19 protein-coding genes are annotated in these 25,316 nt (G+C 51.2%); 17 read left to right on the top strand and 2 right to left on the bottom strand.

Annotated features, from left to right (window positions below):
- Positions 1-80: 80 nt before the first annotated feature.
- The 6 genes from NYE33_RS23690 (at position 81) to NYE33_RS23665 (ending at position 9,243) form a co-directional block, all read left to right on the top strand.
- Positions 81-4,025, top strand: coding sequence for a discoidin domain-containing protein (locus NYE33_RS23690; protein ID WP_341067880.1), 3,945 nt, complete (start codon positions 81-83; stop codon positions 4,023-4,025).
- A gap of 189 nt (positions 4,026-4,214) precedes the next feature.
- The gene (locus NYE33_RS23685; RefSeq protein ID WP_341067877.1) at positions 4,215-5,777 is read left to right on the top strand and encodes a peptide ABC transporter substrate-binding protein; all 1,563 of its coding nucleotides are present in this window, start codon (positions 4,215-4,217) and stop codon (positions 5,775-5,777) included.
- 130 nt (positions 5,778-5,907) lie between these two features.
- Entirely contained in the window at positions 5,908-6,840 is a 933-nt protein-coding gene (locus NYE33_RS23680) for an alpha/beta hydrolase (RefSeq protein WP_341067876.1), read from the top strand.
- A 2-nt stretch (positions 6,841-6,842) separates the two neighbouring features.
- A complete protein-coding gene (locus tag NYE33_RS23675; RefSeq protein ID WP_341067875.1) occupies positions 6,843-7,751 on the top strand; it encodes a fumarylacetoacetate hydrolase family protein in 909 nt (302 codons plus the stop codon).
- A gap of 257 nt (positions 7,752-8,008) precedes the next feature.
- On the top strand, positions 8,009-8,782 hold the full coding sequence (locus NYE33_RS23670) for a flavodoxin family protein (RefSeq protein ID WP_076245947.1): 774 nt from the start codon (positions 8,009-8,011) through the stop codon (positions 8,780-8,782).
- Positions 8,783-8,823: 41 nt separating this feature from the next.
- A complete protein-coding gene (locus NYE33_RS23665) occupies positions 8,824-9,243 on the top strand; it encodes an FMN-binding protein (RefSeq protein ID WP_341067873.1) in 420 nt (139 codons plus the stop codon).
- Between the two features lie 58 nt (positions 9,244-9,301).
- Here NYE33_RS23665 and NYE33_RS23660 read toward each other — a convergent pair whose 3' ends face one another.
- Both NYE33_RS23660 and NYE33_RS23655 read right to left on the bottom strand, forming a co-directional pair.
- Positions 9,302-9,985: a YitT family protein gene (locus NYE33_RS23660; RefSeq protein WP_341067871.1), complete on the bottom strand. Its 684-nt coding sequence runs from the start codon at positions 9,983-9,985 to the stop codon at positions 9,302-9,304.
- A 350-nt stretch (positions 9,986-10,335) separates the two neighbouring features.
- Positions 10,336-11,319, bottom strand: a complete 984-nt coding sequence (locus NYE33_RS23655) for an SHOCT domain-containing protein (protein ID WP_341067870.1) — start codon at positions 11,317-11,319, stop codon at positions 10,336-10,338.
- Positions 11,320-11,542: 223 nt separating this feature from the next.
- On the opposite strand from NYE33_RS23655, the gene NYE33_RS23650 reads away from it, so the two are divergent.
- The 11 genes from NYE33_RS23650 to NYE33_RS23605 all read left to right on the top strand — a co-directional run bounded on the left by NYE33_RS23650 (position 11,543) and on the right by NYE33_RS23605 (position 25,307).
- On the top strand, positions 11,543-14,203 hold the full coding sequence (locus NYE33_RS23650; protein ID WP_341067867.1) for a sensor histidine kinase KdpD: 2,661 nt from the start codon (positions 11,543-11,545) through the stop codon (positions 14,201-14,203).
- A complete protein-coding gene (locus tag NYE33_RS23645; protein WP_042137193.1) occupies positions 14,196-14,912 on the top strand; it encodes a response regulator in 717 nt (238 codons plus the stop codon). The genes NYE33_RS23650 and NYE33_RS23645 overlap by 8 nt, the downstream gene beginning before the upstream one ends.
- 220 nt (positions 14,913-15,132) lie before the next feature.
- A complete protein-coding gene (locus NYE33_RS23640) occupies positions 15,133-15,459 on the top strand; it encodes a hypothetical protein (RefSeq protein ID WP_076245951.1) in 327 nt (108 codons plus the stop codon).
- A 225-nt stretch (positions 15,460-15,684) separates the two neighbouring features.
- Positions 15,685-15,762, top strand: coding sequence for a K(+)-transporting ATPase subunit F (gene kdpF / locus NYE33_RS36575; protein WP_144026137.1), 78 nt, complete (start codon positions 15,685-15,687; stop codon positions 15,760-15,762).
- Positions 15,763-16,046: 284 nt separating this feature from the next.
- Positions 16,047-17,723 carry a potassium-transporting ATPase subunit KdpA gene (gene kdpA / locus NYE33_RS23635; RefSeq protein WP_341067866.1) on the top strand — a complete coding sequence of 559 codons (1,677 nt, stop codon included), beginning with the start codon at positions 16,047-16,049 and terminating at the stop codon, positions 17,721-17,723.
- 18 nt (positions 17,724-17,741) lie between these two features.
- Positions 17,742-19,775, top strand: coding sequence for a potassium-transporting ATPase subunit KdpB (kdpB, locus tag NYE33_RS23630; protein ID WP_341067865.1), 2,034 nt, complete (start codon positions 17,742-17,744; stop codon positions 19,773-19,775).
- A 42-nt stretch (positions 19,776-19,817) separates the two neighbouring features.
- Positions 19,818-20,441 (top strand): potassium-transporting ATPase subunit KdpC, encoded by a 624-nt coding sequence (gene kdpC, locus NYE33_RS23625; RefSeq protein ID WP_042137200.1) that lies wholly within the window; start codon positions 19,818-19,820, stop codon positions 20,439-20,441.
- Between the two features lie 77 nt (positions 20,442-20,518).
- Positions 20,519-22,840, top strand: coding sequence for a universal stress protein (locus tag NYE33_RS23620; RefSeq protein WP_042137202.1), 2,322 nt, complete (start codon positions 20,519-20,521; stop codon positions 22,838-22,840).
- A 171-nt stretch (positions 22,841-23,011) separates the two neighbouring features.
- Positions 23,012-23,953 (top strand): ketopantoate reductase family protein, encoded by a 942-nt coding sequence (locus NYE33_RS23615; protein WP_341067864.1) that lies wholly within the window; start codon positions 23,012-23,014, stop codon positions 23,951-23,953.
- A gap of 546 nt (positions 23,954-24,499) precedes the next feature.
- Complete coding sequence (locus NYE33_RS23610) at positions 24,500-24,835, top strand: hypothetical protein (RefSeq protein WP_341067863.1); 336 nt, start codon at positions 24,500-24,502, stop codon at positions 24,833-24,835.
- A complete protein-coding gene (locus NYE33_RS23605) occupies positions 24,822-25,307 on the top strand; it encodes a nitroreductase family protein (RefSeq protein WP_341067861.1) in 486 nt (161 codons plus the stop codon). Before NYE33_RS23610 ends, NYE33_RS23605 begins: the two co-directional genes overlap by 14 nt.
- The last annotated feature ends 9 nt before the right edge of the window (positions 25,308-25,316 follow it).

The raw sequence follows: 25,316 nt of genomic DNA, 5'->3' as shown, positions 1-25,316 counted from the left end.
TAATTTTTTGTAATCGCTATCATTCTAGTACTTCAGAAAATTCTATGTACCGTTCTAACATCAGATTAAGGAGGATTATAATGCGCAACAAGTATGTCGTATGGTCGCTTGTAGTAACGCTGCTAATCTCAACTCTGTTTATGGCCGCCGGACCGCTGACACATTCATCAGCTGCCGGTGGACAGAATCTGACACTTAACAAAACCATTACTTCCAGCGGCCAATCGCAAACGTATACGCCTGACAATGTCAAGGACAGCAACCAGAGCACCTATTGGGAAAGCACAAATGATGCTTTTCCCCAGTGGATTCAGGTTGACCTGGGTGCGCTTACCAGTATTGACCAGCTTGTGCTAAAGATTCCTGCAGGCTGGGAGACACGCACGCAGACGCTGGCCGTACAAGGGAGTACGAACGGTTCCACATTTACAGATATCGTGGCTTCGGCAGCCTATGTATTTAATCCATCGGCTGCTGGCAACAGTGTCACGGTTAACTTTGCAACAGCCAGTACGCGTTATGTGCGCCTGCTCGTAACCGCGAACACCGGATGGCCGGCAGCCCAGTTCTCTGAGCTTGAAATTTACGGCTCCAGCAGCCCAACGGCCACGCCTGCAGTCACTCCTGCTGCAACACCGGTTCCAGCCGGTACCTATGAAGCAGAATCCGCTGCACTCTCCGGCGGGGCGAAAGTGAACACAGATCATGCGGGTTACTCCGGTACGGGTTTTGTTGACGGTTATCTGACCCAAGGACCGGCAACTACCTTCACGGTGAGTGTAGCTGCAGCGGGTTCGCGGAATGTTACGCTGAAGTACGCTAACGCGAGCGGAAGCGATAAGACCCTCAGCATCTATGTGAACGGAGTCAAAATCCGCCAGTCCACCTTGCCGAATCTGGCGAACTGGGATACCTGGAGCACGAAGGCCGAGCTCCTGACGCTGAACTCCGGCAGTAATACCATCGCCTACAAATATGATGCCGGTGATACGGGTAACGTCAATCTGGATCAGATTGTAGTAGCGGCAGCAGTGACCGCCACGCCGACACCTTCACCTACAATAGCTCCAACAACGGCTCCATCACCAACACCGGTACCTACGGCTACGGTGGCGCCTACTTCCACAACTACACCTGCGCCTACCGCAACTCCAGTTCCGACGGCATCTCCAACGCCGACCGCCACACCGGTTCCAACGCCAACGGCGTCCCCTGGAGGGAACATTGCCATTGGTAAGGCGATCAGCGCATCCTCCAGCACACAGAATTTCGTTGCCGGTAATGCCAACGACAACAATACGGCTACTTACTGGGAAGGAAGCGGCAATCCAAGTTCGCTCACGCTTGATCTCGGCGCCAATCATAACATCACTTCGATTGTACTGAAGCTGAACCAGGCCACGGAATGGGGGACACGGACTCAGAATATTCAAGTACTAGGACATAATCAGAGCACGACAACCTTCAGCAATCTGGTCTCCGCTCAGGCGTATACGTTCAACCCAGCCAGCGGAAATACGGTGACCATTCCCGTTACGGCAACCGTCAAGCGTGTCCAGATCAATATTGCTTCCAATTCAGGTGCCCCTGCGGGACAGATTGCCGAGTTCCAGGTCTATGGAACACCTGCACCGAACCCTGACCTGACGATTACAGGCATGTCATGGACTCCGGCTTCTCCCGTTGAGACGAATGAGATTACATTGAATGCCATCGTGAAGAATAGCGGCAGTGCCGCAGCAGCGGCCACGACAGTCAATTTCTATCTGAACAATGAGCTGGCAGGCTCGGCCCCGGTAGCAGCTCTTGCAGCGGGTTCTTCGGCAACCGTGTCATTGAATGCCGGTACCCGAACAGCTGCCACCTATCCGCTCAGTGCCAAGGTAGATGAGACTAATCAGATCATTGAACAGAATGACAGCAACAACAGCTACAGCAGTCCTTCATCACTTGTTGTTGCTCCTGTATCAAGCTCTGACCTTGTAGGTACGACATCCTGGACACCGGGCAATCCGGTAGCTGGTAATAGCGTATCCTTTGCAGTCAATCTCAAGAATCAGGGGACGATTGCTTCCGCAGGAGGTGCGCATGGAATCACTGTAGTATTGAAGAATTCAGCTGGCTCCACCGTGCAGACCTTCACCGGATCCTACAGCGGGGCGATTGCTGCCGGTGCTTCTGTGAATGTCTCCATCCCGGGGACATGGAGCGCTGTCAACGGCAATTACACCGTCACCACAACAATTGCTGCAGATGCGAATGAAGTTACGACCAAGCAGGCTAATAATGTGAATACCGTTAATCTGGTTGTATATGCCCTGCGCGGAGCAAGCGTGCCCTATGCCCGCTATGATACGCAGGATGCGACCCGTGGCGGATCTGCTGCACTGAAATCTGCTCCAAACTTCGATCAGACGCTGATTGCTTCAGAAGCATCGGGTCAGAGTTACGTAGCGCTTCCTTCGAATGGCTCTTATGCCCAGTGGACCGTCCGTTCAGGTCAAGGCGGCGCCGGGGTCGCGATGAGATTCACCATGCCGGATTCGGCTGACGGTATGGGTCTTACCGGAGCGCTGGATGTATACGTAAACGGCACCAAAGCCAAAACAATCCCGCTTACATCCTATTACTCCTGGCAATATTTCTCCGGCGACCAGCCCGGTGATGCACCAAGTGCCGGACGTCCGTTGTTCCGCTTCGATGAAGTACACTGGAAGATGGATACACCGCTTCAGCCGGGCGATACGATCCGTATTCAGAAGAATAACGGGGACAGTCTGGAATACGGGGTAGACTTCCTGGAAATCGAGCCTGTCCCGACAGCGATTGCCCGACCGGCCAACTCGGTATCGGTAACCGAATACGGTGCAGTTGCGGGTGATGGACAGGATGATCTTGCAGCCTTCAACAGCGCGGTTACAGCAGCAGTCGCAGGCGGCAAATCACTCTATATTCCAGCCGGAACCTTCAATCTAAGCAGCATGTGGGTGATTGGCTCTGTCAGCAATATGATCAATAACTTTACGGTTACTGGTGCTGGTTACTGGCATACCAACCTGCAGTTCACCAATCCTAATGCTGCGGGCGGCGGGATCTCGCTCCGCATCCTGGGTAAGCTTGATTTCAGCAGTGTCTATATGAATTCGAACCTGAGATCACGTTACAACCAGAATGCCATCTACAAAGGCTTCATGGATAACTTCGGCAATAACTCTATCATCCATGATGTCTGGGTAGAGCATTTTGAATGCGGCATGTGGGTGGGGGATTATGCACGGACCCCGGCAATCTTCGCGAACAATCTGCTTGTGGAGAACAGCCGCATCCGCAACAATCTGGCTGACGGCATCAACTACTCCCAGGGTACCAGCAACTCGACCGTCCGCAACACCAATGTGCGCAATAACGGAGACGATGGTCTGGCCGTGTGGCCGAGCAACACTTTCGGTGCTCCGGATGGGGTGAATAATACCTTCTCGTACAATACAATCGAGAATAACTGGCGTGCCGGCGGTATTGCCTTCTTCGGAGGCAGCGGCCACAAGGCGGATCATAACTACATTATCGACACGGTAGGCGGTTCCGGCATCCGACTGAACACGACCTTCCCGGGTGCGCATTTCAACAACAACACGGGCATTCTTTTCTCGGATACCACGATTATCAACAGCGGCACCAGCCGTGACTTGTATGACGGGGAACGCGGCGCGATTGACCTCGAAGCTTCGAGTGACCCGATCAAGAACGTAACGTTCACTAACATCGATATCATCAACACCCAGCGCGATGCGATCCAGTTCGGATACGGAGGCGGATTCTCCAATATCGTATTCAACAACATCAACATTAACGGCACAGGGCTCGATGGAGTAACGACCTCACGCTTCTCCGGCGCCCATAAGGGAGCTGCGATCTACACGTATACCGGCAATGGCTCGGCTACATTCAATAACCTGACGACCAGCAATATTGATTATCCAAGCCTGTATTATATCCAGACCGGCTTTGGGCTGCTGATACAGTAGACAGGGATAGTAAGGGGAGGGGCTCAAGCGGGCTCCTCTTTTTTTTATTGAATATAATCCATGATCTTCGATAAATTACGACAGCGTAATATCTGCCCTCCATGCTATCCTATTACTAATACATAATGGCTTTACAAAGGGGAAACGTTGATGAAAAGGTTGCTTCATATCATTTTGGCAGTAAGTTTAATGATGAGTGTAACGCTCACGGGAGAGACGGGCAGTTCATATGCTGCACAAGCTAATAAGGTATTGCGTATTGGTCTGGGAAGTCTTCCAGAGGTACTTGACCCGGCGTCATCGGCAGATAAAAGTACAAATACGGCTGTCAAAGGGTTGTTTGAAGGTCTGGTCCGTTTGAACGAGGCCGGTATTGCTGTGCCTGGAACGGCTAAATCCTGGACACTCTCCAGTGATGGCAGAACGTATACATTTACATTACGTGCTGATGCGAAATGGAGCAATGGGCAGCAAGTGCTGGCCTCGGACTTCGAGTATGCCTGGAAGCGGGCGCTCGCTCCGGAAGCAAAGCATGTCTACGCTTTTAATATGTACATGATTAATAATGCGCAGAACTACAACGAGGGAATTCTCAAGGATGCTGCCAAAATCGGCGTAAAGGCATTGAGTAAAACTACTCTTCAAGTCACATTAAAGGAGAAGAGCTCCTATTTCATCCAGCTGCTCGCGGAGAGCATCTATTTGCCGGTGTACCCGAAGACCGCAAAGGCCAACAGCAAATGGGCAACAGACATCAAATCAATGGTAACTAATGGTCCATTTAAGCTGAAGCAGTGGTCCTACAAAGAAATTATTCTAGGTAAGAATCCGGATTATTATGCGGCCAAAGAAATCAAGCTGTCTGAGGTACGCTTGCTTCTGCCAAAAGCCGGAACCGCAAATCCGACGGCTGCTTTCGTCAATAAAGAGGTGGATTGGGTTGGAGGGGGAGGACAAGAGATTCTGGATTCATCTTCTATAGATTACAGAACCTCCAAGCTTACTTATGAAGCACCTTATGCATCTAATTATTACTATCAATTCAATCTGAATAAGGCTCCTTTCAAGAATCTGAAAATACGTAAGGCATTGGCTATGGCCGTTGACCGCGAAGGACTGCGTTACGGTACTCCTGCATTTGGAGTTGTTCCCCCAAGCATTCACGGGGCGAAGCTGAATTTCAGGTCAGAGGTCTCCGACAAAGCCTATTTTAAAGAAGATGCTACAATGGCCAAGGCGCTGCTGGAAGAAGGGCTGCGTGAAGAAGGTTTGACTACCCTTCCAGAATTTAAAATTATTATGAATGATGAAGGCGACCATGCTTCCATTGCAGAGTCTGTCATTTCAGATTGGAAGGAGAAGCTTGGTATTCAGGCAAGCATTGAGGTACAGAGCTGGCCGGAACTGATGGATAACCGGGTGAATCAGAATTTCTCGGTGGCTAGAGCTGGTTGGGGCGCTGATTTCAATGATCCGGCATCTATGCTGGAGCTGTTCACCTCCTGGAGTCCGGATAATGATTCAGGCTGGAGCGATGAATGGTATGACGCTTATATAAAGGAAGCCCGGCAAACGGCAGATCCTGTTATACGCATGCAAATCTATACGAAAGCTGAAAAAATGCTTATCGACCAAATGGTGATTCTCCCGCTGTTTTATTGTGTTTCCGGTGTACTGCATAATCCTTCAATCCAAAATGTATACGTCGACTATGACGGCTCTATAGCATTTACAAGAGGGTTTTGGATGTAAATTTATACAGGAGAATCTATACAGGAGCTCGGTATCTTACCGCAGCTCCTTTTTTGCACCTGAACGCATCGGCAAGACAAGGTATGAATAGAAGTGGTAAAATTTACTCAACTGATTTCACAGGAGGCAAATGATGATGCGGATTGAACCCAGAGAGCTCAGCTACAAAGCATTCCCTGCATCGGAAGCGACAGCGGCGGGGATGAAAGTACTGTCTATGAATCCTGACGCGGTCTATTGCACGGTGCTGCACAATCATACCTATTGCGAGAGGGACGGTCGGCCCCTGCATATGCATCTGATATTACCCTCCCAGCATGAACGTCCGGATGCTACCTGGCCGCTGCTGGTGTTCGTGCAAGGTTCGGCATGGAGACAGCAGCATCTGGATGCGAATCTCGCACCGCTGTCCTGGATATCCAGACAAGGCTATGCTGTTGCAATCGTGGAATACCGCCCGTCAGACCTGGCGCCGTTCCCCGCGCAGATCCAGGATGCCAAGACAGCTATACGGTATCTGCGGAAGAATGCCGGGCAGTTTAGAATTGATCCGGAGCAAATCGTAATTTGGGGAGACTCCTCCGGCGGTCATACGGCAGTGATGACGGGGATAACTCCGCATGACAAGACGCTCGATACGGATGTGTACGACGGATTATCCTGCGAAGTGAAGGGAATCATCGACTACTACGGTCCTGCAGATATTACCCGGATGAATGAGGCGCACTCAACGATGGACCATGCCGGAGCAGATTCTCCCGAAGGCCTGCTGATCGGAGGTCTGAATGTCCTGGAGAATCCGGTGCAGGCGGAACCAACCATTATTATGAATCATATTTCGCAGGAAGTGGACATTCCACCTATACTGATTATCCATGGCAATAAGGATCGCCTGGTTCCTTTTGAGCAAAGTGTGCTGCTGTACAACGACCTGAAACAAAAGGGCAAGGATGTTGAGTTCTTCAAAATAGAGGGAGCCGATCATGGCGGCCCGGACTTCTGGTCTGATGATGTGCTCGGTATTGTTCATGCTTTTATTACAAGACTATACGGGGCGGTCTAGATATGAAACTACTATCCTATATTCAAGAAGGCGTTACCCGCGTTGGAGTACACACGGAAGCCGGCATACTGGATGTTGAACATGCTTTGACAGCATCAGGTTACCTGAAAGGAACAAGCTCCGTAACACTGCAGAACGTGATTGCCGGAGGGCTGGAAATGCTATCTCATCTTAACGGACTTGCCGGGCAGGCAGTAAGCGGAACTGTGCCAGAATCAGATGCCGTAGTTCTGCTCGACGAATCCACGCTGCAGCTTGCCCCCTGTGTTCCCAGGCCCGGTAAAATTATCTGTGTCGGACTCAATTACCGCAAGCACGCAGAAGAAACGAATGCTCCTATACCGCAGACGCCAATTCTCTTCAGCAAATTCAATAATGCGCTGGCAGCTCATCTGGAGCCGGTACCGCTGCCTGCTGCCTCGCAGACAGTGGACTATGAGGCCGAGCTTGTAATCGTGATGGGCCGGACGGCCCGGAATGTCTCCAGGGAGGAAGCCTATAAGTATGTTTATGGATATTGCTGCGGCAATGACCTCTCCGCCCGCGATCTGCAGATGCGGACCCAGCAGTGGCTCCTGGGCAAAACCTGTGATAAATTCGCTCCGGTCGGCCCTTATCTCGTAACTGCGGATGAAGTGGGGGACCCGAACCAGCTTGCGATTTCGTGTACTGTTAACGGCGAGCTTCGCCAGTCATCCAATACAGCCGATATGATCTTTAAGTGTGATGAGATTATCAGCTATATTTCACAGAATTTCACACTGGAGCCGGGAGATATGATTATGACAGGTACTCCGGAAGGCGTTATGCTGGGGTATCCGCCGGAGCAGCAGGTATATCTGCAAGCCGGGGATACAATAACCGTAGAGATCGAGAAGCTGGGACGGTTGACGAATACGATGACAATTTAGTATGGATTAATCCCGGTTAAGTACTATACGGGCATGATGAGGTCATAAGCGGATAACGCTTTGTGGCCTTTTTAACATGCCGGACGGGAAAGCATAAAAAAGTAGCAGGTCTTCACTAATCGTTCAAGATCACGCTATATCCGGCCAGACAATGGGGCATATCTATGTTATTATATGAAATGAATGAATATAAATATATTCATTCATAAAGATTCGAAATGAAAGTATGATCTCATCACTACTCTGGAGGGACAGTCATGAAGAAAGTCACCGCAATCATTGGTAATCAGCAAAAGCATGCCACGTACAAGGCAGTCTGCGAATTTGAAGCTCGGCTAAGGACATACGGGGAGATTGAGTTTGAGTACATTTTCCTGAAGGATTACAGACTTGAATTCTGCCGGGGCTGCAAGGTATGCTTCAGTAAAGGCGAAGAATTTTGTCCGCTCAAAGATGACCGGGATGTGCTGATCGGGAAAATGGAGAACTCCGACGGCGTTATTATGGCCACTCCGAATTATGCATTCCATGTATCGGCATCGATGAAGAACCTGCTGGACCGGCTGGCTTATGTATTCCATCGGCCGCAATTCTTCGGCAAGACTTATACAGCGGTCGTCAACCAGGGCATTCACGGCGGTAAGGGTATCGTCAAATATCTTAGCAGTATGGGGGAGAATCTGGGCTTCCAGGTAACCCGTGGATGTGTGCTTCATACGATGGAGCCGATAACACAAGCTGCCCGGGAGAAAAATTCACAGGAAATCCGCAAGGCCGCCGCCAGATTCTACAAAGGGCTTATGCGTTCGTCACCTCCGGCGCCCACGTTGTTCAGACTGATGCTGTTCCGCTTGTCACGGACCAGTATTCATAACATGCTGGATGACAAATCCAAAGATTACCGGCATTACAAGGCTAACGGCTGGTTTGAGTCGGCGTATTATTACACGGCATCTCTAGGGCCATTCAAAAGGCTGGCCGGACGTATATTTGATCTAATCGGAAGAAGAATGGCCAAGAATGCAAAATAATGAATGAATACAGTTATATTCATTCATAAGAGGTGATGTAAGTGAAACCAAAGTGGAAACGCAACCTGCTCATAATGTGCATTTCTGTAATTATAATTGTATTGGTTGGACTTGCTGCAGGCTGGCTGTTCACGGAGAAAGAGCGGCGTGAAGCCCGGAATGTTCAAATCGGTGAAGTGGATTTCAAACAGCTGCATGCAGGCAATTATGTTGGTGAATACGCAGGCGGGATGTATAAATGGAGGGCGAATAAGGTTCAGGTAACTATTGCAGCGCAGAAAGTAACAGCGATTAAGCTACTGGAGCACGCGGAGAATCAGCCTGCGGCTTCTACGGAAAAGCTGTTCGGCAGAGTGATCCAGGCTCAATCGCTGCAGGTAGACAGTATCAGCGGCGCTACGCTTACGAGCAAAGCTTATCTCAAAGCGATAGAAGATGCACTTGATCAAGCACAGCGGTAACAAGCATAAATCAGTGCTCGGGATCGCTGACTTGGCTGAGACTGCTTCAATAACACGATTAAGAAGCTTCCGCCGCCGGTAGGATACGGGTTTGGGCCGGGGCTTTGGCCGGAGCAGCGAAGCGGCTTTTGAACAAATGAATCATGAAGGACAGGATGACAATCGAAAGAACGGAGTAGAGTCCCTTGAACAGCCCGATGGAGTAGAACGACCCGGTGATGATCAGACCGTCAAGCACGAACATAACTTTCCCCGGATTCCAGCCGAACTTTTTATGGAAAATTAGAACCAGGATATTGCTCCCCCCCAGCGATGAGCCGTTCAGGAACAAGTAGGACATCCCGAGACCCATGACAGAGCCGCCGATTGCTGCTCCGAACCAGCCCGGAAGTACGAATTCAGGCAAGCGGGCAGCTGCAGCCGACATCAGGCTTAATGAAGAGACAGCGAACAGCGTGGATACGGTGAATTTCCAGCCCATTTTGAACAGGGACAGCACGTAAAAGGGGATGTTGACCAGAAGATACGTAACGGAGAAAGAAGTACCCAACCAATAGGATAAACTGAGCGACAAACCGACGGTTCCACCGGTGATGATCTCGGAATGCTTGAGGATAAGTACACCAATGCTCACGATAAGTGTGCCCAGCAGCACCTTGAGGATTTGCAGTATTCCTTGTTGTAATCTCTGGCTGGCCCTGATATTTCTTTGCTCAGTGAACTCCAGTTGAATTGTATTCATGTCAGGTTTACTCACTCCATCTCTATATTGAATCAATGTTATGATTATAAAGGGAGTTCGGAAATCCGGCAAAAACATGCGTTGCTGCGCGTCCGCTTGTTCGCGAATCTACTTTAAAAGGATAAAGTACCGCTTGATACGTTTAGTTTTTTAGCTTTTTATATTGGGCTGGCAGTGCAGTCTTGTCGCCAATTCTCGAAACAGAGGCTGTTATTAAACAAGAACATGCATGTTATATTTACTAACTTCTGTTTCTTCTTAGATCAGAGCATCATGAATTTTACTCACAAAAAAGAGCTAAGCCTCCTGCCACAGCAGAGGTCCTAGCTCTTCAAGATTCATGCGAGAAATCAGCTGTTCAGCAGCTCGGATTTCTTCCGGTCGAATTCCTCTTGGGTAATTGCGCCCATATCCAGCAGCTGCTTGAATTTCAGCAGTTCATCCGCGGCACTAAATTTCTCCGGTCTTGCAGCAGCAGTTGTTGCCGGCTCTGGCTTCGAATCAAACCCTAAGTCAAAAAATTCACCTTCAATTACATTAATCTCCGAATCTGCAACCGCACGCTGCACCTTATCCCTGTCCTGCGCCAGTTGAGCTTCCGAATAATGATCGCAAGCATCATACAAAGCTTCCCGCAGGCGGTGCCCCATAGGCTTCATGGAGAAATAGGTCATCCCGCCGGAGAGAAGTCCGCCCAGAACAGGTATGAACTTGGATGCGCCTTGGGCAAAGGTTTTCTTGGTGATTTTAATCCCGATATAAGAGGAGATTTTCTTCAGCAGCGGGTAATACATCGTTTGGGCCAAGTCTTGCCGGGTCTGCTCATTCAGCAGCTGCTGGGAATTAGGTGCGTTCAGAATTCGCAGCATCGGAGCAGAGCCGGCCACTCCGAACATCACTCCCAGATATAATGTAAGCTCACGGCTAACCTGCTCCGAGTCCGGGGTGTTGCCTTGCCACAGATCCGCGCCCCCATACAGGTAGGCTAATTCCTGGGACAAGCGCATGGCTACGCCAAAAAACTGCAGGGTGTCTGCCGGAATGGTCGCCGCCATGGCTAATCCTCCCGGAAGGCCGGCTGCTGTGGAAGCTGCTGTACTTAAGATAGTACGCTTTTCAATTAGCGTCTTGGCTAGTTTGTCAATGACCGATAGGCTGATTCCGGCCTCAAGTGGTCCTCGCTCCAGAATAGTACTCATATTTCCATAAGTATCATATTTGGCAAACTGCTGTGCAAGGAATTCACTCCGGTCTACTTGTACCCCGGGAAGCTTCACTGCACCAGCCAAAATCATCTCCATCGTCCCTTGTCCGGATTGCTGTTCGTTTGTCATATCAGATCTCCTTAGAATCGGTATGTTGAAATTTGCTACTCTACAATATTCGGCACCGCCTGCGGATCACCTCCTAAATACTGCCATCCCTCCCCTCATCTTAATGCAATCTTAATGCCACAGCCAATTCCATAATGTCATGCTGATTGTGCACATGATATACTGACGCTATCATTAAGAGTACGAACGCACGGCATGATGCCATATAGGAAGGACCAATCGAATGGCAGGATACACAACGGATGAGAAGCAGCGGGGCAGGCTGAAAATATTCTTCGGATACGCACCCGGGGCAGGTAAGACCTGTGCTATGCTCTATGCCGCCCATGAAGAACAAAAGGAAGGTATTCAGGTGGCCGCAGGCTTTATCGAGTCTCATAACAGAGCAGATACGGCGGAGCTGCTGTCAGGGCTTGAGCGTCTTCCACCGCTGGAAATATCTATTCACGGGGAAATAGTCCGGGAGTTTGACATTGACCTCGCGATCCGCAGAAGGCCGGAGCTGATCCTGGTTGATGATCTCGCCCACACCAATGCTCCGGGAGGCCGACACAAAAGAAGATATCAGGATGTGGAGGAGCTGCTGCGGGCTGGAATTAACGTATACACCACGGTAAATGTTGAACATATAGAGAGTCTGACCGATGTCGTGACCTCCATTACGGGTATTCCTGTGCTGGAGCGTATTCCGGACAGCGTATTTGACCGTGCGGATCTGGTGGAGTTTGTTGATGTCGGACCCGGCGATCTGATCGACCGTTTAAATAAAGGCCGGATATATCCGGATGAACAGCTGCAGCAGAGGCATGCCGGTTTCTTTATTCCCGAAAAGCTGATTGCCCTGCGGGAAATTGCACTGCGTTATACAGCGGACCAGCTGAACAGAATTGCCGTACAGCTCGGGGAGAAGGCGGCCAGTGCTACCTTTTATACGAAGGATCATATACTGGTCTGCCTGTCCTCGGCAATCTCCAGCAAGAAGGTGATCCGCACTGCGGCCAGAATGGCCGACGCCCTGCATGGAACGTTCACGGCACTGTATGTGGAAACGTCGAGGACAAAAGAATTAACCGCCAAGAACAAGGCAGAGCTGCGTGAGAATCTGAGGCTGGCAGAGCAGCTCGGGGCACAGGTTGCGACCGTATATGGGGAGGATGTTCCCGGACAAATTGCCGAATACGCCAAAACAAGCCGGGTCTCCAAGATCGTTCTGGGACGTTCGCAGCACAAAACCCGCTGGCCGGCCAAATCTAACATTGTCGACAAGCTGACGGCGTCCGCTCCGAATATTGATATTTACATTATTCCGGATAATGGGCCTTCCTTGTACAAAAAGTTCCCGCAATATGCCAAATCTCCGCATCTGACGCTGGCTGATACAGGCAAAACTATAGGCATCCTGGCGGTTTGTACTTTAATCGGGTTGTGGTTCAAGCATCTCGGCTTCAGTGAAGCTAATATTATTACCGTATATATTCTTGGTGTTCTGCTGGATGCGATGGTTACAAAAGGGCGGTTGTACAGCGGGGTAACTTCGATTTTGAGTGTGCTTGTCTTTAATTATTTTTTCACTGCGCCTTTTTTCTCTCTGCAGGCCTATGATTCCGGTTACCCGGTGACTTTTCTGGTGATGTTCTCAGCCTCGTTCATTACGAGCACCTTGACTTTGCGGGTGAAGGAGCAAGCCCGGGAATCCGCGCAGAAGGCTTACCGTACCGAAGTTCTGCTCGAGACAAGCCGGAAGCTGCAGCAGGCCAAGGATACTCCGGCAATCATCAACGAAACGGCACTGCAGATGGTCAAGCTGCTGGACCGGAGCATTATAGTCTATGAGGTAGTGGAGGGGGAGCTTGCCGAACCGCTGATTTTTGCCAAGGAGGAAGCTGCAGTTGATCCCCAGAGCTATATCTTCGATGATGAACGCAAGGTTGCGGAATGGGTGCTGCAGAATAATAAACGGGCAGGAGCTTCTACAGATACGTTCTCGGCAGCTCATTGTCTGTATCATGCGGTACGCGGAGGGGATACGGTCTTTGCGGTGGCGGGCATTGTAATGGAGCAGGAAGAACCGCTGGAGGTTTTTGAGAAAAGCCTGATGATTGCCATGCTGGGTGAATGTGCCCTTGCCCTGGAGAAAGATAAGCTGAATGAAAAGCAGAAGGAAATCTCTCTGCAAATCCAGCAGGAACAGCTGCGTACCAATCTGCTGCGGGGCATTTCACATGATCTGCGCACACCGCTTACGAGTATTTCCGGCAATGCGGGCATACTGATCGGCAACTCGATGGTCCTGAATGAAGAGCAGAAGAAGGAACTGTATAACGATATCTACGATGATTCCATGTGGCTGATCAATCTGGTGGAGAATCTGCTGTCTATTACCCGTATCGATAACGGCGCCCTTCACCTGAATTTTCAGGCGGAGCTGCTGGAGGAAGTGATAGCCGAAGCGCTGCTGCATGTAAACCGCAATAAGGATGAGCATCACATTGAGATCCGGCTGGAGGATGAGCTGCTCATGGCCAGAATGGATTCACGGCTGATTATTCAGGTCATCATCAATCTGGTGGATAACGCGATCAAATATACTCAATCCGGGTCACATATAACGGTATCCGCCAGACGCGAGGCGGGCTGGGTAGTGGTGGAGGTTGCTGATGATGGCCCCGGCATTTCAGCTGAAGCCAAAGCCAAGGTGTTCGAGATGTTCTACACGGCAGACAACGTGCGCGGCGACGGCAGGCGCGGATTAGGCCTAGGGCTGGCACTCTGCAAGTCGATTATCCACGCCCATGGCGGCAATATTGAATTACGAGATCACGCACCGCAGGGGACGGTATTCAGCTTCACCCTGCAGGCAGAAGAGGTGAATGTCCATGAATAAACCCTTGATACTTGTGGTAGAGGATGACAAACCTATCCGCAAGCTGATTACGACAACACTGGAGACCCAAGGCTATAAATATCATACGGCGGAGACAGGGGAAGCTTCGATTCTGGAGGCCGTGTCCAGTCAGCCGGATATCATGATTCTGGATTTGGGACTGCCCGATATGGACGGTGTCGATATTATCCGGAAGGTCCGGGCCTGGTCCAATATTCCGATTATTGTGGTCAGTGCGCGCAGTGAAGACCGGGACAAGATTGAAGCGCTCGATGCGGGGGCAGATGATTATCTGACCAAGCCGTTTAGCGTGGAGGAGCTGCTGGCCAGGCTACGGGTCAGTCTGCGCCGGATCCGGGGGGACAGCGAGAAGCTGATGAAGGATTCGTCTGTTTTTACCAACGGGAATTTACGGATCGATTACTCGGCAGGCTGTGTCTGGCTGGAGGATGACGAAATCCATCTGACACCGATTGAATATAAGCTGCTGTGCCTGCTGGCCAAGAATGTGGGTAAGGTATTGACCCATAATTACATCCTGCATGAAATCTGGGGCAGCCATACGTATGATATTCCGGCACTGCGTGTATTTATGGCTACGCTCCGGAAGAAGATCGAGAGTACACCCTCCCAGCCGAAGATTATCCAGACACATATTGGTGTCGGTTACCGGATGCTTCAGGCGGGAGACGACAGCAAGGTGATCTGAACTGGCTGGCGGAATCCGCATAGCTCCGGTTCCAAATAACCATGTCCTTAACGGACATGGTTATTTGTCGTTCCAGCTATGGAGGCGGCTAACTGGAGCGGCTGCGCTACCGGCATTTTAACGAAATCTTAATTCGCTGAAGCAAACCCTAATCCTGAACTAATGGCGGGAGTGGTAAGCTGAACCGGAAGTGAAACACAGAAGAAAGAAGGCAATATTCATGGATCTGATGTTTAGAAATATCGGTCTGCTCACGGTCATAACAACATTACTGGTGCTGATCAAAAAGAGATACGACTGGATCGGCCTGCAGCAGGAAGGCTGCTATGAGAACTGTGATGTATATAAAGCAGCGGACCGGTTCGCTAATGGAGCGTCTCCAGAGGAGGTTCGGGCGATTCTCACAGACAGCTTCGAGTTCGATCCGAAGGGGACGGAACAGATTCTTGCCCGGGCGCTGCCCCGCAGAATGGAACCGGACGGGGGCCATCAGGCTTTTATCCAGGCGGTCAATCAGGTGCTGGGAGAGGATATTTACCGCTCTTAATGTCATCTTAATACGCCTGCTGAAACCCTAACCCTGAACTAACGGGAGAAATGTTACGCTAGACCGGAAGTTACAAGAGAGAGATTCTTATAAATTCGGATGAGGAGTGGCAAAGACAATGATGGATGTGTATATGACGGTGGCCTTGGCAGCGGTATTCGCTTTGTTCTACGCATTTGTGCAATGGTGCGGTCATGTGGTGGATGAACAAGGGGGGAATGAGTGATGGCGGTAGTCCTTGCGGCAACGTTACTCCTGTTTCTGTATCTGGTTTATGCTTTGATTCATCCGGAGAAATTTTAAAAAGGGGGCTGTAAAAGCTGAAAGAGAATCTAAACTTATGGATTAGCCATGACTGCGGTGAACATTTGGACTTCCGGCCGCTGTTGTCATCAGATTTCTTGATTTATACCGCTGATCGCGGTGGAAATCCGCTGACAAAGGCGGTCGCTAACGCTCCTACAGTTCCAAATTTCCCCTCCGTCACTTTACCCATATAGGTAAATTCAAAATTCAGCTTGTACAGGAAAGAGGAAGCAGAAGAGACAAAGGCAATATGCTATTTTTTATATTGAGGAGGGTCATCCGTGGGTATTGTGCAAATTGTAGCAGTCATTCTAATTCTGGTGCTGCTGGTGAAACCGGCAGGAACTTATCTATATCATGTATTCTCGGGAGAACCGAACCGGACAGACCGGATCTTCGGCGGGACGGAGAGAGGCATTTACCGTCTGATCGGGCTGAAACAACGGGGTGGGATGTCCTGGAAGAAATATGCAGTCAGCTTTATTGTAACGAATATTGCCCTGGTAACATTCAGTTACATCCTTCTGCGGCTGCAGAAGGGGCTTCCGCTCAACCCGGGCGGGATTGGCAATATGGAAGAGACGCTCACCTTCAATACGGTGATTAGCTTCATCACCAATACGAATCTTCAGCATTACAGCGGGGAGACAGGCGTGTCCTACTTCTCGCAGATGGCTGTAATGACGATGCTGATGTTCACTTCGGCGGCCAGCGGATTCTCGGTAGCTGTCGCTTTTGTCAGAGGGATTACAGGCCGCAGCTCGGTGGGGAACTTCTTCGAAGACTTCGTCAAAGCGCATATCCGGGTCTTCATTCCGCTCGCGCTGCTTGTAACACTGGCGCTCGTTGCGCTTCATGTGCCGCAGACACTGAAACCTGCACTTGAGGTTACGACGCTCGAGGGGCAGAGCCAGCAGATTGCGATCGGGCCGATTGCCTCACTGGAATCCATTAAGCATATCGGAACGAACGGCGGGGGCTTTTTCGGAGCGAACTCGGCGCATCCTTTTGAGAATCCCAGCCCGCTGAGCAATGTGCTGGAGATTCTCTCCATGTGGCTGCTTCCCGCTTCCCTGCCGTACATGTACGGGAAGTTTGCCAGGAACAAACGCCAGGGCTGGATGATTTTTGGTGCGATGATGACGTTGTTCGTCGTGCTGCTGGGACTGAATTATGCTGCTGAAAGTGCGGGTAATCCGGCGGTTAACGCGATGGGCATTGATGCCTCGCAAGGCAGTATGGAAGGGAAAGAGGTGCGGTTCGGGATTGCGCAGTCCGCTCTGTTCACAACAGTTACTACAGCCGCCACAACCGGCAGTGTGAATAATATGCATGATACGCTGACGCCGCTCGGCAGCATTACGCCTCTAACGCTGATGATGCTGAATAACGTGTTTGGCGGTAAAGGTGTCGGGCTGGTCAATATGCTGATGTATGCAATACTCGGAGTCTTCCTATGCGGGCTGATGGTCGGCCGGACGCCGGAATTCCTCGGACGGAAGATTGAAGCGAGGGAAATGAAGCTGATTGCCATAGCCATTCTGATTCATCCGCTGATTATTCTGGTGCCGACCGCCGCTGCTTTTCTGACCGACCTTGGTCAAGGCAGCATCAGCAACCCCGGATTCCACGGAATGACCCAGGTCCTGTATGAATATGTCTCCTCTGCCGCCAATAACGGCTCGGGCTTTGAAGGATTGGCGGATAATACTTCCTTCTGGAATATAACGACCGGTATCGTCATGCTGCTGGGACGCTATGTTTCGATTATCGCCATGCTGGCAGTCGCCGGCTCCCTGCTGCGCAAGAAGCCGGTGCCGGAGACGATTGGCACCTTCCGTACGGATAACGGACTGTTCACCGGAATACTGATTGGTACGGTGCTGATTATCGGCGCGCTGACCTTCTTGCCGGTCATTGTCCTCGGTCCAATTGCAGAATATTTGACTTTACGGTAGGGAGAGGGAGAGAAGAGAATGAGTACTGTACAAAGAAAAAAACTGCTGACAGGTCCTATCCTACTAAGTGCGGCGAAGGACAGTGTAGTGAAGCTTAATCCGGTTACCTTAATGAAGAATCCGGTCATGTTCGTAGTTGAGGTTGGCACGGTAATCGTACTTCTTATGGTGCTGGCACCAGGCTACTTCAATGCGGAGCATTCGGTAGGTTTCAATATTTCGGTATTCTTCATCCTGCTGTTCACGGTGATGTTCGCTAACTTCGCCGAAGCACTGGCTGAGGGGCGCGGCAAAGCGCAAGCCGATTCGCTCAAAAAAACGAAGCAGGACATTACAGCCAATAAGCTGGCTGGATCAGCGATCAAGCAGGTTCCGGCTTCCGAGCTGCGCAAAGGCGACGTTGTTCTTGTCAGTCAGGGGGAAATGATTCCCGGTGACGGTGAGGTGATTGAAGGCTTGGCCTCTGTCGATGAATCAGCTATTACCGGAGAATCGGCGCCTGTCATTAAGGAAGCCGGCGGGGACTTCGGCTCAGTTACAGGCGGCACCCGTGTAGTCAGCGATCAGATCAAGGTGCGGATTACGAGTGATCCGGGCGAATCCTTCCTGGACCGGATGATCTCGCTGGTTGAAGGGGCGAAACGACAGAAAACACCGAATGAAATTGCCCTGAACACGCTGCTGATCAGCTTGACGATTATATTCCTGATCGTTGTAGTTACGCTGCGTCCAATCGCTGATTACATCGGCGTTCAGCTGGAGATTCCCGTGATGATTGCTCTCCTGGTCTGTCTGATCCCGACTACAATCGGCGGACTGCTGTCAGCTATCGGGATTGCCGGGATGGACCGTGTTACCCAGTTCAATGTGCTGGCAATGTCAGGTAAAGCGGTGGAAGCCGCCGGGGATATCAACACAATGATCCTTGATAAAACCGGGACGATCACCTTCGGCAACCGGATGGCGAGCGAATTCGTCACGGCAGGCGGTGAGTCAGGCACTGAGCTGGCCGCCTGGGCGGCGGTCAGCTCGCTGAAGGATGAGACGCCGGAAGGGCGCTCCGTACTGGAGCTGGCCAAGAAGCTGGAGCTCAGCTATGACGGCAGTCTTGCCGAAGGAGGAGTATTCGTCGAGTTCAAGGCTGAGACCCGGATGAGCGGTATCGATCTGCGCGACGGACGCCTGGTGCGTAAGGGAGCCGTGGATTCCGTGAAGAAATGGGTGCTGTCCCAGGGCGGTGCAGTACCGGCCGATCTGGACAGCAACTCGGATGCGATTGCCCGGTTAGGCGGCACACCGCTTGCGGTTGCAGTAGATAACCGGATCTACGGGCTGATCTATCTGAAGGACACGGTTAAACCCGGCATGAAGGAACGCTTCGATGAACTGCGCAGCATGGGGATCAAGACCATCATGTGCACAGGCGATAATCCGCTGACGGCGGCTACCATTGCCCGTGAAGCCGGAGTCGATGACTTCATTGCCGAGAGTACACCGGAGGACAAGATTGCGGTTATCCGCCGCGAGCAGAATGAAGGCAAGCTGGTAGCCATGACCGGTGACGGAACCAACGATGCGCCTGCACTGGCACAAGCCGATGTGGGGCTTGCGATGAACAGCGGCACGACCGCTGCCAAGGAAGCCGCGAACATGGTCGATCTGGATTCTGATCCCTCCAAGATCATTGAGGTTGTAGCAATCGGGAAGCAGCTGCTGATGACCCGCGGGGCGTTGACTACCTTCAGTATCGCTAACGACATTGCCAAGTATTTCGCGATTATCCCGGCGATGTTCACATTGGCGATTCCGGAGATGGAAGCCCTCAATGTGATGGGACTCGGCTCTCCAAGCTCTGCCATTATCTCGGCGCTGATCTTCAACGCCATCATTATCCCGCTGCTGATTCCGCTAGCTATGCGCGGTGTCTCCTATAAGCCGATGAGCTCTACGAAGCTGCTGGCGCGGAATATTGTCATCTACGGTCTTGGCGGCGTCGTTGTTCCGTTCGCAGGGATCAAGCTGATTGATATGATCGTAAGGATATGGATTTAGTGAACTAGCACACGATTGAATTATTAAGGAGGCAATACCATCATGGCCAATTTCAATAAAGAGACTGCCGAAGAGCAGCTGTCTCCTTCAAAAGCTGCCTATATCTTCACAATTATACGGCTAAGCGCAGTATTCATTGTACTCTGCGGAATCATATATCCGCTGGCGTCTACCGCACTCGCCCAAGTGTTAATGCCTTCGCAGGCCAACGGGAGCCTGCTGAAGAATTCAGCGGGGCAGGTGGTCGGTTCCACACTGATCGGGCAAAATTTCACGGATCAGGCGTTGTTCCAGGGCCGTGTATCCAGCATTGAGTATAAGGCTGAAGCCTCGGGTTCGAACAACTATGGACCATCAAATCCTGATATGCTGCAGCGCACAAGCGATTCAATTACCCAGTGGAAGCTGGATAATCCCGGTGTACCCGTTAGTGAGCTGCCAATTGATCTGGTCACGAACTCCGGTTCAGGTCTCGATCCTCATATTTCACCGGTTGCAGCGATTGTGCAGATTCCCAGAATCAGCAATCTGAGCGGAATTCCTCCAGAGACACTTACAGCCTTGGTGTCTGAGTATACCGAAGACCGGGATCTGGGACTGTTCGGTGAAAAGCGTGTCAATGTACTGAAGCTGAATCTGGCATTAACGGAACTCAAAGCGAAGTAATACCGGTCTGAACCCTGCCCGTAAGCTATACGGACAGGGTCATTTCCGGTTAGTGCCGCAAGAAAGGAGGTTAACTTATGGCACCATATAAACGCAAGTCACCGGAGGAAATCCTCTATTCCATCTATCAGCTGCAGCGAGGGCGGCTGAAGATTATTATCGGCTCGGTCAGCGGATCGGGCAAAACCTACCATATGCTGGAGGAAGGCAAGCTCCTGAAGCATCAGGGCATTGATGTGGTGATCAGTGCGGTATCAACCATGGGCCGGGCGGAAACCGTTCAGCAGCTTGGCGATTTGGAACGGGTTCCCAGCATCCACTGGTGGAAGGACGGGAAGGAAGAGAAGGATCTTCCGCTGGAAGCATTGCTGGAGCGTAATCCCGAGGTGCTGCTGGTCGATGGCCTGGCGCACCGCAACCGTGAAGGCGCCCGGTTCCCGACACGGCTGGAGGACATCCGTTATCTGATGGATCAGGGGATCAGCGTGATTACTACCATTAATGTCTATGAGCTTGCAGGAATGGGTGAGAGAATCTATGAGATGACCGGTATCCGTGCGGAAGATACCGTACCGCTGAACACACTGGAATTCGCGGATGAGGTACGGCTGATCGATGTCTCTCCGGAAACGATTCTGAAGCGGATGGAGGAAGGGGTGCTTGGAGAAGGGGCACATCCCGCCCTCTCCCGCCGGGGGAATCTTGGCGTGCTCCGCGAGCTGTCTCTGCGGTTGATGGCAGAAGGGGTCAATGATTCTCTGGAGAAACACCGGGAAGCCGAGGGGCTGATCGGACCTTCCGGTGCAACGGAGCGGATTCTTGTCTCTGCGCAGTATCACTGGAATGGGTCACTCTATATCCGGAGGGGGCAGCAAATTGCCAAACGGCTGAACGGTGACCTGATTATTGTTACATTTCTCGTGCGCGGCCGCCCGCTGACCAAGGATCAGCAGGTCTTCAAGCGTTCCATTCTCAAGCTGACGGAACGGATCAATGCCAGGTTTGAAGAGTTAGAGTTGCTCCGCTTAAGGCTGCTTCCTTCGCTGCTCGTGCGTTATGCGATTCAGAATAATGTCACACGGATAGTCATGGGCCATTCGCAGAAAAGCCGTTGGCAGGAGAAGTGGCATGGCTCCATCGCCAGCCGTGTCCTGCGGCGGACGAGGAACATCGATGTGTTCCTGATGGCAGACCGCGCTGAACGGGACGGGGAGCGGATTCTGCCGGTCCGCTCGGCCCCTAAGGGAACAGAGGAGCCCTTCCACCGCTTAACCAGCCAAGAGCTGGAGCAGCGGATTGAGAAGATCCGCCGTGGTACCTTCAAGGTCTATATCGGCGCAGCCCCAGGCGTGGGCAAAACCTACAAAATGCTGCAGGAAGGCAATCTGCTGCTGAACAGAGGGATTGATGTTGTAGTCGGTCTGCTGGAAACTCATGGCAGGCTGGAAACGAAGGGGCAGGTGGGCGGATTAACGACGATCCCCAGAGCACAGATCCACTACCAGTCTGCTGAACTTACGGAGATGGATACGGAGGCGATCCTTGCCCGGCATCCCGAGGTGGTGCTGGTGGATGAGCTTGCCCATACCAATGTTCCCGGAAGCCAGACCAAGAAACGTTACGAGGATGTAATCAGACTGCTGGAGAATGGGATCTCCGTCATTACCACAGTCAATGTGCAGCATCTGGAGAGCTTGAATGATGCCGTGGAACAGTTAACGGGAGTGCGTGTCCGCGAGACTGTGCCGGATGCGATCCTGCGTATGGCGAGTGAGGTGGAGCTCATCGACGTTACCCCGCAGATGCTGCAGCAGCGGATGCGGGAAGGGAAGATATACGCTGCCGAGAAGGTCAATCAGGCGCTGGAGTCTTTCTTCAAGATCGGCAATCTGATCGCGCTGCGTGAGCTGGCTCTGCGCGAAATTGCCGATGATGTGGATGAACGCCTGGAAGCGTGGGACCGCGAGCCCTCCCTCCGGGGTCCCTGGAGCAGACGGGAAGTGATCTTCGTCTGTGTGGACACCGGCCCGCAGGCCGAACGGTTAATCCGCCGCGGTTTCCGCATAGCGCACCGCCTCAAGGCCGAGTGGCATGTGCATTATGTTCATTGTACCCGCATACGGACAATAGAAGAGCAGAAGCGGCTTGATACGCTGAAACATCTGACGGAGCGGCTGGGCGGCGTCATGGATATTACCGAGGCCGTCAGCCGCAAGCATCTGCATAAGCATCTGCTGCAGCGGATGAATGAAATGCAGACTACACAGCTGATCATCGGCCAGTCACGCAGACCTCTATGGCGTGCTTTGTTCAAAGAAAGCTTCGTCCATTACCTGCTCCGGCATGCCCGGCATATGGATATGCTGATCGTAGCGGTTCACACCCCGATTGTGGAATGAAGAAGAACCGCCGGGCCTGGGCTCAAGCTTATTAATAGACAATCACCTGCCCTATGTTCATAAATGTACAGACATGCCTGCATTGGCAATTGCGCAACATCCCCTCTGCTGATAATCTAATGAACAGATGTTCATAAAAGAACAAATGTTTGAAGATGAGAGGGGATTAATATGCGGATATTAGTTATTGGAGCAGGTGTACTCGGCAGTTATTTAGCACATGTGCTGGTGCGGGGCGGCAATGACGTAACGGTGCTCGCCCGGGCGAAGAGAGCGGCCCAGCTGCAGCAGGACGGGCTGGTGATCCGGCATTATTTTCAGCGTAAAACGACTGTAGATCAGGTGAAGGTCATTTCTGAACTGCGGACGGATGATATCTATGATCTGATCTTCGTAGTGATGAAGTACAATGATTTCCCGGCGGTGCTGCCGATTCTGGCGGACAACCTGAGCACCAATATTGTTCTGGTCGGCAATAACGGAGATACTCATGGCATGCTGCGTTTCTTCAAGGAGAACAGCCGGACTCCACAGAATATAGTGTTCGGGTTTCAGCTTAGCGGAGGGATCAGGGAGAAGAATGGCCGTGTGATCAGCATCCGTATGGGCGTTCAAATGGTGCTGGGCAGCCTGGAAGGGGAGGTTCCCTTCAAGCCCGAGCTTGCGCAGGCCTTCCGGCAGACGAAATACAAGCTTGATTATCCGGAGGATATCAACGCATGGCTGCTGAGCCATATTGTTCCAATTGTAGCTATCACTTCAGTCAGTTATCTTCATAACGGCGACTTGGCAAAAGCAACAAAGGATAACGCCCGCTGGAAACAAGCCGTTGCGTTGATCGATGAAGGGTTCAGCGTACTTGACAAGCTTGGCATTAAGACAAATCCGGCAGCACTTGTCAAAGGGGTTAAGCGGCATCCAACGATGCTCTACCAAGGAATGAAGTATGTTCATAAATTGCCTTTCATGAAGCTGGTCGATGGCTCCTTCAGCGAGATTTCTGCACTCTATCAAGCGTTTGAGCCGCTTAAACAGCAAGCGGGTCTATCCACTCCGGCCTGGGATGATTTCAAGCAGCAAACGTTCACGAAATATGCCCTGGAGCAGAAATGACGAACCAATTTGTAACGGATACCGTTTAATTGCACTATCCAGAAACAACTCATGAAGAGACCGCTGCTGCGGAACTTTTTGAGTTGTTTTTGTTGATTAGGCAATTATGATATTCGTCAGTTATAGACAAAATGCTTCCGCAAAGGTAACCGGACCAAATGTATATGGAAAATCGAATACAATGAGCTGCTTTGAGGATAACCAGGCCAAATGTATGCGAAAAATCGAATACAATGAGCTGCTGTGAAGGTAACCAGGCCAAATGTATGCGAAAAATCGAACACAATGAGCTGCTGTGAAGGTAATCAGGCCAAATGTATATGAAAAATCGAATACATTGATTGGCCCATGAGTAGTCTGGATGGAGCAATGAGAGAGGTACCTATAAAATCTGCATAAGCTGCAAAGGCGCATAAGCTCAAGCTTGATTCACCTGTTAGGGTGATTTTCTGCTTATGCAGCTTGACAATTCCCTGAATAAGGGTATACATTTGTATACAAGTAATAATCGTATACATATGTATACAACGGAAGGAGGAGAGTATCATGCGCGAAGGAAAACATGAACATAAAGGGCACAAAGAGCACAGAGAGAACTGTGGCCATCCCCATGATGACAGCAAGAGGAATTTCCAGAGCGCCCAAACCTTTCGCCGCGGCCGGGCGATTGCTTTTCTGGACCGGCTCCATGTCAAACGCTCAACCTTAATGCAGCAGCTGGACCAGCCGGAATTCGAAGCTATCAGACAGGTGATCAGCGGTGAGCTGAAAGCAACGGATGGAATCATCCAGGAATTCATCCAGGCCTTCGAGCTGCGTGAAGTACTGGCAGAACAAGAGAATACAACTGAAGGAGTGGACATAAACCATGACAATCATTGATACCATCCAGACCCGCAGAACAATTAAGGCTTTCAAACCTGACGCTATCAGCGAGAAGGATCTGAACACATGGCTGGAGGCGGCAAGCTATGCTCCGAACCACCGGATGAACGAGCCTTGGGAGCTGCTGTTTATTGGACCCGAGACAAGAGCCGCGCTGAACCATAAGACAGATTTCGGCGGTGCTCCATTGTTAATTGGCGTTCTCTCCAAGCCAGCCGCCAGCCCGATGGAACGCGATGAGAACGTTATGGCCGTCTCCTGCTATATTCAGAATTTCATGCTGGCTGCCCATGAAGCAGGCGCAGGCGTGTTCTGGTCGTCCCTGGGCGCTTCGGTCCGGGGCCGTGAGATTCTAGGCGTGCCGCAGGAGCATGATGTGATTGCTGTACTCGCTGTAGGCTATCCGGCGGAAATCCCTGCTGCCAAGCAGAGAACGCCAATTGCTGATAAAATCACTTACTTGCCGTAAACGGACGAC

The organism is Paenibacillus sp. FSL R10-2199 (assembly GCF_038000235.1).
Lineage (GTDB): Bacteria > Bacillota > Bacilli > Paenibacillales > Paenibacillaceae > Paenibacillus_AQ > Paenibacillus_AQ phytohabitans.
The sequence above is the reverse complement of the archived record's forward strand: the minus strand, read 5'-3'. Positions and strand labels throughout refer to the sequence as shown.